This window comes from Mycobacterium sp. HM-7 (genome assembly GCF_053852335.1).
This window is the reverse complement of the sequence record NZ_CM132657.1, coordinates 741,324-755,420: the sequence shown is the minus strand read 5'-3', so window position 1 is coordinate 755,420 and position 14,097 is coordinate 741,324. Positions and strand designations below refer to the sequence as shown.

Genomic DNA, 14,097 nt, shown 5'->3' with positions numbered 1-14,097 from the left:
ACGTCACGCCGCGATCATCAGGTCGATGGACAGCTGGTCGCAGATGGTGTGCGTGGTGGGCCAGTCACCGCGCTGCGTGGCGCGGGCGAGTTCGTCGGTCAATGGGCTCTGCACATCGAGTTCGGCGAGCCAACCGGCCACCGTCGCCCCGACCCGGTCGGCGGTGATGCCGACGGCGTGGCGATCGTGGAGCTGGTCGACGATCTCGTACGTCGTCGCTGCGGGGTGCTGATGCCGCCAATGGATGTTCATATCGGTAGGAGCACCGAGCCGCCCCATCGGCGACACTTTTTCGGGAACGATTTCAACCCATCTCTTCGAACCGTCCAGTCACTCTCTTAGTTGTAGTAGCGTGCCGGGAATGGACGTCTGGATCCTTGGCGGTTACCAGAGCGATTTCGCCCGTAACCTGCACCGAGAAGGCCTGGACTTCGCCGATTTGACCGCTGAAGTGGTCCGCGAGACCTTGTCCGCAGCCAAGGTGCGGGCCGCGGACATCGGCGTCGTCCACGTCGCCAACGCGTTCGGCGAGATGTTCACCGCGCAAGGTCACCTGGGCGCCATGCCTGCCACCGTCGACGACGGGTTCTGGGACACCCCCGCCACCCGGCACGAGGCAGCGTGCGCGTCCGGCAGCGTCGCGGCCCTCGCCGCGATCGCCGATCTGCGTTCCGGCGCGTATGACAGCGCACTGGTCCTCGGCGTCGAACTGGAGAAGACGGTGCCCGGAGACACCGCCGCCCACTATCTGGGGGCCGCGGCGTGGGCCGGTCGGGAGGGGGCAGACGCAAAATTCATGTGGCCGTACATGTTCGGCCTCGTCGCCGACGAATACGACCGCCGGTACGGCCTGGACGACAGCCACCTCGACGCCATCTCCGCCCTGAACTACGCCAACGCGAAGGCCAACCCGAACGCCCAGACCCGGTCCTGGTCGGTCGACACCCGGTCCAATCCACCTGTCGAGGGCCGCATTCGGCGGTTGGACTGCAGTCAGATGACCGACGGCGGCGCCGCCATCGTGCTGGTGACGGACGGGTATCTGCGCGACCATCCCGATGCCCGGCCCATCGCCCGCATCAACGGCTGGGGCCACCGCACCGTCGGACTGGGGTTGCAGCAGAAGCTCACCCGCTCGGCCGATGACCCGTACGTCATGCCGCACGTCCGCCGTGCCGCGCTCGACGCATTCGAACGGGCGCGGATCACAATCGATGACCTCGACGGCGTCGAGGTGCACGACTGCTTCACGCCCAGTGAGTATCTGGCGATCGACCACCTGGGCCTGACCGGGCCCGGCGAATCGTGGAAAGCCATCGAGAACGGCGACCTCGAGATCGGCGGACGGCTGCCGGTCAATCCCAGCGGCGGGCTGATCGGCGGCGGTCATCCCGTCGGCGCGTCCGGAGTCCGGATGCTGCTCGATGCCGCCAAGCAGGTCAGTGGCACTGCCGGCGACTACCAGATCGAAGGCGCAAAAAAGTTCGGCACCTTGAACTTCGGCGGCAGCACCGCCACCACCGTCAGCTTTGTCATCGGGTCCGCCCAGGAGGTCTCATGAACACCGACGTCGTCGCCAAGTATCTGTCCACCCTGCCCGAAGATGACGACCACCCCTACCGGACCGGAGCCTGGCGACCGCAGACCACCGAATGGGACGCCGATGACCTGACGGCCGTCGAGGGCGAGATTCCCGCCGACCTGGATGGCGTATACCTGCGCAACACCGAGAACCCTCTGCACCCGGCGTTCAAGTTCTACCATCCGTTCGACGGCGACGGCATGCTGCACATCGTGGGGTTTCAGGACGGAAAAGCCTTCTACCGGAACCGGTTTGTGCGCACCGACGGTTTGCGCGCCGAGATCGAGGCAGGCGGCCCGCTGTGGCCTGGAATAGCCGAACCGGTCGAACTCGCCCGACGCGAACACGGCTGGGGCGCCCGCACTTTCATGAAGGACGCCTCGAGCACCGACGTGACCGTGCACCGCGGCACGGCGCTGACCAGCTTCTACCAATGCGGCGACCTGTATCGCATCGATCCGTATACCGGCGACAACCTCGGCAAGGAGGACTGGCGCGGCGGCTTTCCCGCCGGACTGGGGGTATCAGCACACCCCAAGTCCGACGATCACACCGGCGAACTGCTGTTCTTCAACTACGGCAAGCAGGCGCCGTACCTGCACTACGGCGTCGTCGACGAGAACAACACGCTGGTGCACTACGTCGATGTCGAACTGCCGGGGCCGCGACTGCCACATGACATGGCGTTCACCGAAAACTATGTGATCCTCAACGACTTTCCGTTGTTCTGGGACGCCGAGGCGTTGAAGCACAACGCGCACATCCCCCGCCTGCACCGCGATCTCCCGTCACGGTTCGCAGTGCTGCCCCGCCGTGGCACCGCCGACCAGGTGCGCTGGTTCGAAGCAGACAGCACCTACGTCCTGCATTTCACCAACGCCTACGAAGACGGCGACGAGATCGTGCTCGACGGCTTCTTCCAGGGCGAGCCGGCACCGGGCGAGGGTATCGACAACGGCATGGATCCCAAGTGGCAACGCGTCTTTCGCGGCCTGTCCCTCGACGGCATGCAGACCCGGCTGCACCGCTGGCGGTTCAACCTCACCACCGGGCAGACGCGCGAGGAGCAGTTGTCCGACAGCATCACCGAATTCGGCATGATCAACTCCGCCAACGCCGGCCGCAACTACCGCTACACCTACGCCGCGACCGGGAAGTCCGGCTGGTTCCTGTTCGACGGACTGGTCCGGCACGATCTGCACACCGGGTCCGAACAGCGATTCGCGTTCGAGGACGGCGTGTTCGGCAGCGAGACCGCCATGGCCCCGCGCGTCGGCAGCACCGGCGAGGACGACGGCTACCTGGTCACCATCACCACCGACATGAACGCCGACGAATCCTATTGCCTGGTGTTCGACGCGACCCGGGTCTCCGATGGCCCGGTGTGCAAACTTCAACTGCCGGAACGGGTATCGAGCGGCACACATTCCACCTGGGCCGCAGGCTCGGAGCTGCGGCGCTGGCGCGGCTGATGGCGCCCGGCCCTGACGTGAATGCGGTGGGCCGGATGCTCGGCCTACTCGGCGACGAGTGGACGCTGCTGATCGCCCAACAGGCCGTTCTGGGCGCCACCCGCTATGCCGAGTTCGCGGACCGGCTGCCCATCTCCAACTCGGTGCTGACCCGACGGCTCAGCACGATGACCGCCTCCGGGCTGCTGAATCGCGTTGATTACCAGCTGAATCCACCGCGGCACGAATATCGGCTAACCGGGCGCGGCAGGTCGCTGTGGCCGGTGCTCGTGTCGATCTGGGCCTGGGAAAGCCGGTGGGTGCCCGAACACGACCTTCCGGCAATGCGGCACGGGCTCTGCGGACGGAAGTTTTCTCCGGCCCTGACGTGCCGGGCCTGCGGCAGCCTGGCCGACGAGAAAAGCCTTGTGGCGCAATGGGGCCCGAGCGGTTCGTGGCCACGTTCCATGCCGGTGTCGGCCACGCGACGGCGCTCCCACGGCGATCGCAGCGCGCAGGCCGATCTGTTCCCGCAGACCATGAACATCCTCGGGAATCGGTGGTCGTTCGCGATGATGGTGGCCGCGTTCGTGGGGACCACCCGGTTCACCGATTTCGCCGAACAGCTCGGCGCGCCACCGGGATCGCTGGCCGACCGGTTGCAAATCCTGGTGGCCAACGACGTCATGACGGTGAGCGACGGACGGTACCGGCTCACCGAGAAAGGACGGGGCGTGCTGCCGATCATCGTCACCGCGCTCGACTGGGCGCAGCGGTGGTTCGCCACGCCAGAGGGTCCGGCGGTGATCGTCACCCACTCGCGGTGCATGCAGGAATTCCACGCCGAACTGGCGTGTGATCAATGCCGGGAATCGCTGCGCGGGTCTGAGATCGAGCAGAGAGCAGCTGATCCCGGCCGAAACTGAGCTTGTGGTCGAACAATCCGCGGAGTTTCGACCACAAGCTCAGTTTGGGCGATCAGTCCTTCAACGACGACAGGTTGAACGCCGCGCCCGTCGGGTCGGTGACCGCGGCCAGCCGGCCGTACGGGGTGTCCTCGGCGGCGCGCACGACGGAGCCGCCGCCCGCGGTGATGAGCTCGATGGTCTTGTCGACGTCGTCGCTGCCGAGGAACACGTTCCACGTGGAGCGGTCCAGGCCGGGGATGACCGAGCCGTCCATCACGCCGATCAGCGGGGTGCCGTCGAAGATGGCGTTGCTGTAGCGGAATTCGGGGCTGTCGGCCTCGACCTGCAGCTGCCAGCCGAACACTGTCGTGTAGAACTCGGTGGCTTTGGCGAAGTCCGTCGTGGTCAGCTGGAACCACACGGGGGCGCCGGCCTCTTCGTAGGCTTCGAAACCCTGGTGGCCCGTCGGCTGCCACAGGCCGACGGCGGCGCCGGTCGGATCGGTGAGCATGGCCATCCAGCCCTTCTCGGGTACCTCCATGGCCGGGATGCAGTTGGTACCGCCGGCGGCGACAGCGGCCTCGATGGTGGCCTGGATGTCGGCCGTGTGCAGGTAGACACTCCAGCCGTCGGGGGCATTCCACGCCGGGTCGTTGGTCATCAGGCCGCCGACGTAGCGGCCGTCGCACCGGGCGTTGATGTAACCGCCGTAGTCGGGGCCGGGGTTCTCGTAGTCCCAACCCATCACGGTCCGGTAGAACGCCTGAGCGCCAGCCAGATCCGAGGTGCCGAGGTCGATCCAGACCGGAGCGCCCAGCGGGGTTGCGGTACGAGTAGCCATGATGTTCTCCCTAGACGAGTAACGGGGTGGTCATCAGTAGAGACAACCACCCCGCCGAAAACTCATCGCTGCACCGAACGTGGTCTAAACCGACGCGAACAACTCCTTGAACTTGTCCAGCGACCGGTGGATGTCCGACCGCAGCGCGGCCGCCACCACCATGCCGATGGGGCCGAACAGCGCCGGACCACCGAGGTGGACGTCGAACGCCACATTCGAACCGTCTCCGGCCGGCGTGATCTTGGCCATCAACTTGACCCGGACACCACCCTTGCCGACACCGTTGAGGGTCAACGATCCGGGAGGGTTGTAGTGCACGATGGTCCAGTCGACCCGGTTGAGCATGCCCTTGACCTCGACGACGGACGAGATCTGCGTGCCCTTCCCCAAGGTCTCGGGCAGCGCGCTGCGCCACATGCGGTGAATGGACAGCCAGTCGTCGTACCGGGAGAGGTCCGACGCGGCCTCCCAGGCCTTTTCAGGTGACAGCGGAACTTCGATGGAACTTGCGAGCTTTGCCATGACTACTGCTGTTCTTGCGTCCCCTCGGCAGGAGCCTCAGCCGGCTGATCTCCTGCAACGGCCTTCTTCGCCGCTTCCTGAGCGCTGTCGACGGCGCCCTTGAACTTGCCTTCGGTCTTCTCGTCGACGATGTCGCCGACCTTCTCGATAGCGGCCTCGACCTTGTCGGCGTTCTGCGCCGCCAGGTCCTTCACCTTGTCCAGAAATCCCATGATTCCCACCCTATCTATTGCCGGATTGTCCGGTGAACGTGCTCATTCTTCATTGCTCGCCGGTTCGCCACAACTGACGCCGCTCGCCCAGCCAGCGGCCTTGCAGCCACCACAGCACCTCGATGGCACCGGCGCCGACCAGGCCGATTCCGAGGGCCGCCGAGGTCAGCGCCAAGTTCGACGGATCGAGCATGAACTGTTGCTGCGCCCAGGGAATCGAAAAAATCACCACGTACGCCAACGCCGACGCCGCGACCAGGGCGATTCGCCACCACTGATACGGCCGGGCCACCACGGCCAGCACCCACACCGCCGACACCAGCAGCGTGATCAGCGCGGCGGTGGACGCCTGGTTCTGCTCGACCGGGTCGGCGTACTTCCCGTGATAGGCCAGCAGGTACGAGGCGAACGTCGCGGCCCCGACCACCAGGCCCGACGGCAGCGCGGCCGTCATCACCCGGCGCACGAAACCGTGATGTGCCCGTTCATTGTTCGGCGCCAGTGACAGCACGAACGCCGGGATGCCGATGGTGAACCACGCCGCGATGGTGACGTGGATGGGCTGGAACGGGTACAGCACCGGCTCGGTGCCGAAGAACCTGGCCGACAGGCCCGCCAGCCCCACGAGAACGGCCAGCAGCACCGAGTAGACCGTCTTGGTCAGGAACAGGTTCGAGACGCGCTCGATGTTGCCGATGACGCGGCGGCCCTCCCCCACCACATAGGGCAGGGTGGCGAACTTGTTGTCCAGCAAGACGATCTGCGCGACGGCCCGGGTCGCCGAGCTGCCCGACCCCATGGCGACGCCGATGTCGGCGTCTTTGAGGGCCAGCACGTCGTTGACGCCGTCACCGGTCATCGCGACGGTGTGACCGCGGGACTGCAGTGCATGCACCATGGCGCGCTTCTGATCCGGCCGGACCCGGCCGAACGTGGTGTATTCGCTGACGGTTTCGGCCAGCTGCTCCGGTTCGTCCGGGAGGTGACGGGCGTCCAGTGTCTCACCGTGCAGGCCGAGGGAACCGGCCACCGCACCCACCGACACCGCGTTGTCTCCGGAGATCACCTTGACCGAGACGTGCTGCTGCGCAAAGTAGTCCAGCGTCTCCCCGGCATCGGGGCGGACGCGCTGCTCCAGCGTCACCAGCGCCGCGGGGGTCACTTCACCGGGTGCGTCGGGTGCGTCCACGGGACGGTCCGAGGAACCGAGCAACAGCACCCGCAGACCTTGTGCGCCGATCTGTTCGGCCTGCTCGGCTTCCGCTGATCCGGCGGCGAGCAGGACGTCGGGCGCGCCGAGCACCCAGTTACCGTGCTCGCCGTAGGACACCCCACTCCACTTGGTGGCCGATTTGAACGGTGCGTTCGCGGTCCGGGTCCAGCCCGGCGGCAGCTTGTACGCCTCGGCGATCGCGGCCATGCTCGCGTTGGGCCGGACGTCGTCGGCCGCCATCTGCGCCAAGACGTCTGAAGCCGCGGCGGCACCGTCCACGGCCGTGAGAGTGGTCAGATCGCTGACGCGCATACCGTTTTCGGTCAGCGTCCCGGTCTTGTCGGCGCACACCACGTCCACCCGGGCCAGGCCTTCGATGGCGGGCAGTTCCTGCACCAGGCACTGCCGCCGGCCCAACCGGACCACGCCGACGGCGAACGCCAGCGACGTCATCAGCACCAGGCCCTCGGGCACCATCGGCACGAGGGCCCCGACGGTCCGCAGCACTGATTCCTTCCAGCCCACACCGGTCACGGTGAACAGCTGGGTGTAGATGATCAGCGCGCCGGCCGGCCAGAGCAGGTAGGTGATGAACCGCAGGATGGTGTTGATGCCACTGCGCAGCTCGGACTTGACCAGGGTGAATTTGCTTGCCTCGTCGGCCAATTGGGCCGCGTATGCCGCGCGGCCCACCTTGGTGGCGCGGTAGGAGCCGCCACCCGCGACGACGAAACTGCCCGACATGACCGGGTCACCCGGGTTCTTGTCGATGGCGTCGGCCTCACCGGTGAGCAGCGACTCGTCCACCTCGAGGTTGGCCGCTTCCAGCACGACGCCGTCGACCACGATCTGATCGCCCGGGCCGAGTTCGATGACATCGTCGAGCACCACCTCACCGGCAGGCCGTTCCTGCGTACCGGACTGCCTGCGCACCAACGGTTTTGCCTGCCCGACGATGGCCAGCCGGTCCAGCGTCTGCTTGGCCCGCAGCTCCTGGATGATGCCGATGGCGCTGTTGGCGACGATCAGCAACCCGAACAGTCCGTTGATCACCGAGCCCGTCGCCAGCACGATCAGGAACAGCGCCCCGAGGATCGCGTTGATCCGGGTGAAAACGTTGGCGCGGATGATCTCCGAGACACTGCGCGCCGCCCGGGTCGGGACGTCGTTGGTCTGGCCGGCGGCGACCCGCTGCGCTACTTCGTCATCCGAGAGGCCCTCAGCTGTGCGTTCCGGATCGTCGACAGTCACGCGTCATCCCTCTACGAAGTTGTTGACGGCCGCCACCACTCATCCAGTCCCGGCAGCCGCGCCGGCTCCAGCCGCTGGCCCGGCATGGGCACGGCCACGTCGACGGATTCGTCGCGAGCGGCCACGATCATCCGCTCGACCGGCTCGGACCACGGGTGCGGAGCCAGCCGGAACGTCGCCCAGTGGATCGGCACCAACAGGCCGCTGTCGGTCACATCGCGATGCGCGCGCACCGCGAATTCGGGATTCATGTGGATGTCCGGCCAGCCCGGGTGGTACGCCCCGATGGGCATGAGCGTCAGATCGAACGGCCCGTAGTCCGCGCCGATGTCGCCGAAGCTCTTGGTGTAGCCGGTGTCGCCGCCGAAGAACGCGCGGTGCTGCGGACCGATCAGCGCCCACGACGCCCACAGGGTGGTGTTGCGGGTCAGGAAGCGGCCCGAGAAGTGCCGGGCCGGCGTGCACACCAGGGTGAGCTCGCCGAGCTTGGCGCTCTGATTCCAATCGAGTTCGACGATGCGCTCGGCCGGGATGCCCCACCAGCGCAGGTGCGCACCGATGCCGAGCGGCACGAAAAACTTGGCACGCTGCATGCCGGCCAGCTGTGTGACGGTGTCGATGTCGAGGTGGTCGTAGTGATCGTGGCTGATGATCACCGCGTCGACGGCGGGCAGCGCCTCCAGCGGCGCGGGTACCTCATGGAGCCGCTGCGGACCGACCCGGCGGGACGGGGAGCACCGCCTGCTCCACACCGGGTCGGCCAGTACGCGATAGCCGTCGATCTCGATCAGCGCCGAGGAATGCCCGAACCAGGTGACCGCCAGGTCACCGGCGGCCAGCCCCGGATCGGGCACCACCAACGGGATGGGCACCGGGGGCTTCTGGGTCGCGCCGGCCGTGATGAGGTCACGCACGAGCCCGGCCTGCTGTTCCCGGCTCAGTTCCGTGCCGGACGGCGGCTCGAGGTTGACGAAGACCCCGTCGTGATTGTTGGGCGAGCCGGCCGCGACCGCGTTGATGTCCGCGGGGCCGGCACCGAGTGCGGCGGGCGCGCCGTTGAGCGCCCGCACCACCCAGCCGCCGGCGACCAGCGCCGCCGTTCCCCACATCAGCCGCAGTGCCCGTCGCAGCATCAGGCGCCCTGGAACCTCGGTGCCCGCTTCTCGAACCGGGCCACCTGGGCCTCGATCACGTCCGGGCTGGCCCAGGCCTTGTTGAACATGCGGGTGTGCTCGCCGCGGACGGTGTCGTAGGCACCGTCGTCGTTGAGCACGCGCTTGGAGTGCGCGACCGACAGCGGCGCGTGGCCGGCGATCTCGGCCGCCCACGCCTGTGCGTCGGCCAGCGTGCCGGCGCGGTTGACCATGCCGGTCTGCAGTGCGGTGTCGAAATCGAGGCGTTCGGCGGCGATCAGCATGCCACGGGCGCGGCCGTGGCCGACCAGCGACGTCAGCCGGCGGATGCTCCAGTTATCCAGCGCCAGACCGTATTTGGCGATGGGGAACTGGAAGTAGGTGCCTGGGACGGCGACGCGCAGGTCACAGATCATGGCCAGGATGACGCCTGCGCCGATCGCGGGGCCGTTGAGCGCCGCGATGATCGGAATCGGGCTGGCGTCGATGGCCAGGTTCAGGGCCAGCGCCTTGTCCGGGAGTTCCTTGGCCACGCCCTCGGCGTCGGACAGGTCGGCGCCCGCGCTGAACACCGTGCCCGCTCCGGTCAGCACGATCGCGCGGGTATCCGCCGGCGAGGCTTTCTCGATCTCTTCACGCACGCCGTCGACGAGTGCGCCGTTCAGCGCGTTGCGCCGCTCGGGGCGCTGCATTTCCAGGGTCAGGACATTGCCGTCCCGGGTCACTCCGATCATTCGGCCAGCCTAAGCGGTGCGGCGATCATGCGGCGAGGCGCGAGCCCGGTTGGGGGGTACCGCCGGTGACTTGGTGCGACGATTGGCCGGTGCCACCGACCCCGCCCGAACAGCCGAGGGCGAACCAGTTCGCCCACCTGTTGACGCTGATCGCGGCCAACGCGATCCCCGCGGTCGGCTGGTTCACGCAGGAGTGGTCGGCGGCGACGACCCTGATCGTCTACTGGTTCGAGACCGTCGTCGGGCTGCTCTTCATCTACGCCCGCGGTGTCCTGCAACAACGGTGGAACCCGCGCCGCGGCCATTTCCGGTACGAGCCGCCGCAGTCGAAGGGCACCGCGCGGACGCGAGGAGCAATCGAGGCAAAAGCCAAGCCCGCCTCTTTCATCAAGGGGTTCTTCTTCATCAACGCGGTCTTCTGCGCCGCGCACGGCGTCTTCATCGCGGTGATCCTGCTGATCCTCACCCACAACGGAAACGCCGAGTTGGTGGGCCTGGACTGGCGCAGCGCCGGCTTCGGCTGCCTGCAGATGCTGGTCATCGTCGTGATCGATTTCCTCGTGGACGTGCCCTACCTGCGCCGCTGGTCGTTCGGTGTGCTCGAACAGACCGCCAACCGCAGCTTCGGGCGGGTCGGGGTGGTGCATCTCGCGCTGATCTTCGGCATCTTCGCCGCTGCGGTGACCAACTCACCGGCCCGGATGTTCGGGGTGTTCGTCGTCCTGAAGACGCTGTACTCGCTGAGCACGGCGCTGCCGATGTACGAGCCGGCGACGCCACCGGCATGGCTGAACCGCCTGATGAACCGCCTGCGCCGCGAGCCGGAAGGGGAACGCTTCGAAGACGCGTGGGTCAAGGATCAGGCCGCCGAGGCGAGGCGCCGGGTGCGGAACGACGAAGTGTGGACCGCGGCCAGTCGCTAGCCGATTAGCCTGACCGAGTGAGCCGGACCGGAGCCCGTCAGTTCTTCGACGCCATCCTCGACGACGGATCGTTCCGCAGCTGGGACGGCCCGCCCCTCGAGGTGGCCGTCACCGACGGATACCGCGCCGAACTGGCCGACGCGACGCTGCGCACCGGGCTGGACGAGTCCGTCCTGACCGGCGAGGGCACCGTCTCCGGCCGCCGGGTGGCCGTGTTGGCGTGCGAATTCGACTTCCTGGCCGGCTCGATCGGGGTGGCCGCTGCCGAGCGGATCACCGCTTCCGTGCAACGCGCGACGGCGCTCGGGTTGCCGCTGATCGCCTCGCCGTCGTCGGGCGGGACGCGCATGCAGGAGGGCACCGTCGCGTTCCTGCAGATGGTGAAGATCGCCGCGGCCGTCGAGCTGCACAAGAAAGCGCACTTGCCGTACCTCGTGTACCTGCGCCACCCGACGACCGGTGGGGTGTTCGCCTCGTGGGGATCTCTCGGGCACCTCACCGCCGCCGAGCCGGGTGCGCTGATCGGGTTCCTCGGGCCGCGCGTCTACGAGCACCTGTACGGCGAGCCGTTCCCCGAGGGTGTGCAGACCGCCGAGCATCTGTTCGCCCACGGCGTGATCGACAGCGTCGTCCCGCTGGACAAGCTGCGCGGCGTCGTTGATCGCGTGCTGACGGTGGTCACCGACCCGCCCGACCCAGGGATTTGTGCACGAAAATCCGCCGAGGGCGCGGAAAATCGTGCACAGATCGCGGACGTGCCGGCGTGGGAGTCGGTGGAGGCGTCACGACGAGCCGACCGGCCGGGCGTGGATTACCTGTTGGCGCGCGGCGCCACCGACCGGGTGCTGCTGTCGGGGACCGGGCGCGGGGAGTCGGGGACGACGCTGCTGGCGCTGGCCCGGTTCGGCGGGCAGCCCGCGGTGGTGGTCGGTCAGCGCCGGGTGATCGGCGGCCTGGTCGGGCCGCGTGCGCTGCGGGAAGCTCGCCGCGGAATGGCGCTGGCGGCCGGATTGCAGCTGCCGCTGGTACTGGTGATCGACACCGCCGGCCCCGCGTTGTCGCGGCAGGCCGAGGAGGACGGGCTGGCCGGGGAGATCGCGCTGTGCCTTGCCGAACTGGTCACGCTCGACACCCCGACGGTGTCGGTGCTGCTGGGTCAGGGCAGCGGCGGACCGGCGCTGGCGATGGTCCCGGCCGACCGGGTGCTCGCCGCGCAGCACGGCTGGCTGGCTCCGCTGCCGCCGGAAGGTGCGAGCGCCATCGTCTACCGCGACGTCGATCACGCGCCGGAACTTGCTGCCGCGCAAGGTGTTCGGTCCGCGGACTTGCTCAAGGCCGGCATCGTCGACGTCATCGTGCCCGAGGATGTCGACGCCGCCGACGATCCGGCGGGGTTCACTCAGCGAATGTCGGCCGCCATCGCCGCCGAGCTGCACGCGCTGCACACCGTGCCCGCCGCGCAGCGGCTCGGGGTGCGGCTGCAGCGCTACCGGCGGATCGGCGTGCCCGACACCTGATCAGGCCTCGTCGAGGTACCGCTGCAGAGTCGGCGCGAGCCAGTGGACGAGGTCTGCGTCGCTCATCGCGACAATGGGCGGCAGCTTGAGGACGAACCGGCACATCGCCATGCCGAGCACCTGCGTCGCGATCAATCCGGCGCACCGCGCGGGATCAACGGGCTTCAGCCGCGCGATGGCGGGCCGCAGCTGGTCGGCGAAGATACTCTGCATGCGCTGCGCCGCTTCGGCATTCGTGGTCGATGACCGCAGCAGCACGATCAGCCCGTCGTCCTGGGTCCAGCGGTCCAGGAAGTGTCGAACCATCGCGGCCCCCAACTCCGCCCTGGGCACGTCGGCCAGGTCCGGGAACCGCAGATCGAATTCGGCTGCGGCGGCGAACAACTGGTCCTTGTTGCCGAAGTAGCGCATCACCATCGACGGGTCGATGTGCGCGTCCGCGGCGATGGCCCTGATGGTCGCCGCCTGATAGCCGGTCGTCGCGAACCGCTCCCGGGCCGCGGCGAGGATCACCGCCTTGGTCTCTTCAGACGATCTGCGCATGCCAACAAGTGTATGCCAACAGTTGTTGACTTTGGCGCAACGGCGCGCGACGATAGGTATGCCAACAACTGTTGGCATACCCGGAAGGAGACGCAGATGACCGATACAGATGTCCTGATCGTCGGAGCCGGTCCCACCGGCCTCGCGCTGGCCACGGCACTGCGGGCCCGCGATATCAGAGCCACAGTGATCGACCGGCTGACCGCGGGGGCCAACACCTCGCGCGCCGGCGCCGTCAACGCCCGCACGCTGGAGGTGCTCGAAGCTCTCGACGTGTCCCGACGCCTGGTCAAGGAGGGAATCCACGCACCGCTGTTCACCATCCGGGATGGCCGTCGCACTCTGATGTCGATCGACTTCAGCACGCTGCCGACCCGGTATCCATACACCTTGACGGTGCCGCAGTCCACCACCGAGCGACTGCTGTTGGAACGGCTGATCGAACTCGGCGGCGAGGTGATCCGACCCAAAACGCTGACCGCCATCACGCAGGGCGCCGACAGCGTCACCGCCCGATTCGACGACGGCGATACCATCCAAGCGCGATATCTCGTCGGCGCCGACGGCATGCACAGCGTGGTGCGGGAGCAGTCCGGCATCGGGTTCACCGGCGGCCAATATGGCGAGTCGTTCGCGCTGGCGGACGTGCACCTGACGGGGGAGGTCACCGACCACGAGGTCGTCCTGTTCTGGGCGTCGGGCGGGCTGACGGTGGTCGCCCCACTGCCCGACGGCACCTACCGGGTCGTCGCGCCCGTGGACACCGCACCGGAACAACCGTCGGCCGCGTTCATCCAGGACTTGCTCGACACCCGCGGACTCGGCCCTGGCCGGATGACGGTGACCGACGTGACGTGGGGGTCGCGGTTCCGGATCCAGCACCGCGTCGCCGACAGCTATCGCGCCGGCCGGGTGCTGCTCGCCGGCGATGCGGCGCACGTCCACAGCCCGGCAGGCGGCCAGGGCATGAATCTGGGCATTCAGGACGCCATCGCGTTGAGCGATTCCCTGACAAGGGTTTTGGCGACAGGGCACGAGGAGACGCTCGACGAATACAGCGCGGCCCGGCGGCCACTGGCCCAACAGGTGATCACCCTCACCGACCGGCTGACCCGCCTGGCCACGATGCCGGCGCCCCTGCGTCCAATCCGGAACCAGGCGATCGGCCTCGCCGGCCGAGTCCCTGCCGTCCAGCACCAGCTGGCGTGGCGACTGTCGGGTCTGGTCTACCGCTGAACACTGACCAACCGCTGAACAGCGAAAAGCC

Annotated in this window: 14 protein-coding genes; 6 read left to right on the top strand and 8 right to left on the bottom strand. The window is 67.8% G+C overall.

All coding sequences use genetic code 11. The features are described from left to right. Window positions 1-3: 3 nt before the first annotated feature. Window positions 4-252, bottom strand: a complete 249-nt coding sequence (locus ACWW1C_RS03595; RefSeq protein ID WP_455982164.1) for a hypothetical protein — start codon at window positions 250-252, stop codon at window positions 4-6. 109 nt (window positions 253-361) lie between these two features. Here ACWW1C_RS03595 and ACWW1C_RS03590 point away from each other — a divergent pair, with 109 nt between their 5' ends. Genes ACWW1C_RS03590 through ACWW1C_RS03580 form a run of 3 tightly spaced genes read left to right on the top strand, consistent with a single transcriptional unit; the run spans window position 362 to window position 3,959 of the window. Further along, window positions 362-1,561 carry an acetyl-CoA acetyltransferase gene (locus tag ACWW1C_RS03590; RefSeq protein WP_455982163.1) on the top strand — a complete coding sequence of 400 codons (1,200 nt, stop codon included), beginning with the start codon at window positions 362-364 and terminating at the stop codon, window positions 1,559-1,561. Then, the gene (locus ACWW1C_RS03585; RefSeq protein WP_455982162.1) at window positions 1,558-3,054 is read left to right on the top strand and encodes a carotenoid oxygenase family protein; all 1,497 of its coding nucleotides are present in this window, start codon (window positions 1,558-1,560) and stop codon (window positions 3,052-3,054) included. Before ACWW1C_RS03590 ends, ACWW1C_RS03585 begins: the two co-directional genes overlap by 4 nt. Continuing rightward, complete coding sequence (locus ACWW1C_RS03580) at window positions 3,054-3,959, top strand: winged helix-turn-helix transcriptional regulator (protein WP_455984127.1); 906 nt, start codon at window positions 3,054-3,056, stop codon at window positions 3,957-3,959. Before ACWW1C_RS03585 ends, ACWW1C_RS03580 begins: the two co-directional genes overlap by 1 nt. A gap of 52 nt (window positions 3,960-4,011) precedes the next feature. Here the strand turns inward: ACWW1C_RS03580 and ACWW1C_RS03575 are convergent, their stop codons facing one another. The 6 genes from ACWW1C_RS03575 to ACWW1C_RS03550 all read right to left on the bottom strand — a co-directional run bounded on the left by ACWW1C_RS03575 (window position 4,012) and on the right by ACWW1C_RS03550 (window position 9,847). Next, complete coding sequence (locus ACWW1C_RS03575; RefSeq protein WP_455982161.1) at window positions 4,012-4,782, bottom strand: VOC family protein; 771 nt, start codon at window positions 4,780-4,782, stop codon at window positions 4,012-4,014. 84 nt (window positions 4,783-4,866) lie between these two features. Further along, on the bottom strand, window positions 4,867-5,304 hold the full coding sequence (locus tag ACWW1C_RS03570; protein ID WP_455982159.1) for a type II toxin-antitoxin system Rv0910 family toxin: 438 nt from the start codon (window positions 5,302-5,304) through the stop codon (window positions 4,867-4,869). A 2-nt stretch (window positions 5,305-5,306) separates the two neighbouring features. Then, on the bottom strand, window positions 5,307-5,516 hold the full coding sequence (locus ACWW1C_RS03565; RefSeq protein WP_293015800.1) for an antitoxin: 210 nt from the start codon (window positions 5,514-5,516) through the stop codon (window positions 5,307-5,309). Window positions 5,517-5,565: 49 nt separating this feature from the next. Next, the gene (locus ACWW1C_RS03560) at window positions 5,566-7,980 is read right to left on the bottom strand and encodes a cation-translocating P-type ATPase (RefSeq protein WP_455982158.1); all 2,415 of its coding nucleotides are present in this window, start codon (window positions 7,978-7,980) and stop codon (window positions 5,566-5,568) included. Between the two features lie 11 nt (window positions 7,981-7,991). Beyond that, window positions 7,992-9,113: an MBL fold metallo-hydrolase gene (locus ACWW1C_RS03555; protein ID WP_455982157.1), complete on the bottom strand. Its 1,122-nt coding sequence runs from the start codon at window positions 9,111-9,113 to the stop codon at window positions 7,992-7,994. Further along, window positions 9,113-9,847 (bottom strand): enoyl-CoA hydratase, encoded by a 735-nt coding sequence (locus ACWW1C_RS03550; RefSeq protein ID WP_455982156.1) that lies wholly within the window; start codon window positions 9,845-9,847, stop codon window positions 9,113-9,115. Before ACWW1C_RS03550 ends, ACWW1C_RS03555 begins: the two co-directional genes overlap by 1 nt. Window positions 9,848-9,936: 89 nt before the next feature. Here ACWW1C_RS03550 and ACWW1C_RS03545 point away from each other — a divergent pair, with 89 nt between their 5' ends. Continuing rightward, entirely contained in the window at window positions 9,937-10,770 is an 834-nt protein-coding gene (locus tag ACWW1C_RS03545; protein ID WP_455982155.1) for a DUF6498-containing protein, read from the top strand. A 17-nt stretch (window positions 10,771-10,787) separates the two neighbouring features. Beyond that, on the top strand, window positions 10,788-12,287 hold the full coding sequence (locus tag ACWW1C_RS03540) for a carboxyl transferase domain-containing protein (RefSeq protein WP_455982154.1): 1,500 nt from the start codon (window positions 10,788-10,790) through the stop codon (window positions 12,285-12,287). Here the strand turns inward: ACWW1C_RS03540 and ACWW1C_RS03535 are convergent, their stop codons facing one another. Beyond that, entirely contained in the window at window positions 12,288-12,830 is a 543-nt protein-coding gene (locus tag ACWW1C_RS03535; protein WP_455982153.1) for a TetR/AcrR family transcriptional regulator, read from the bottom strand. A gap of 96 nt (window positions 12,831-12,926) precedes the next feature. Here ACWW1C_RS03535 and ACWW1C_RS03530 point away from each other — a divergent pair, with 96 nt between their 5' ends. Then, the gene (locus ACWW1C_RS03530) at window positions 12,927-14,066 is read left to right on the top strand and encodes an FAD-dependent oxidoreductase (RefSeq protein ID WP_455982152.1); all 1,140 of its coding nucleotides are present in this window, start codon (window positions 12,927-12,929) and stop codon (window positions 14,064-14,066) included. Window positions 14,067-14,097: the final 31 nt, after the last annotated feature.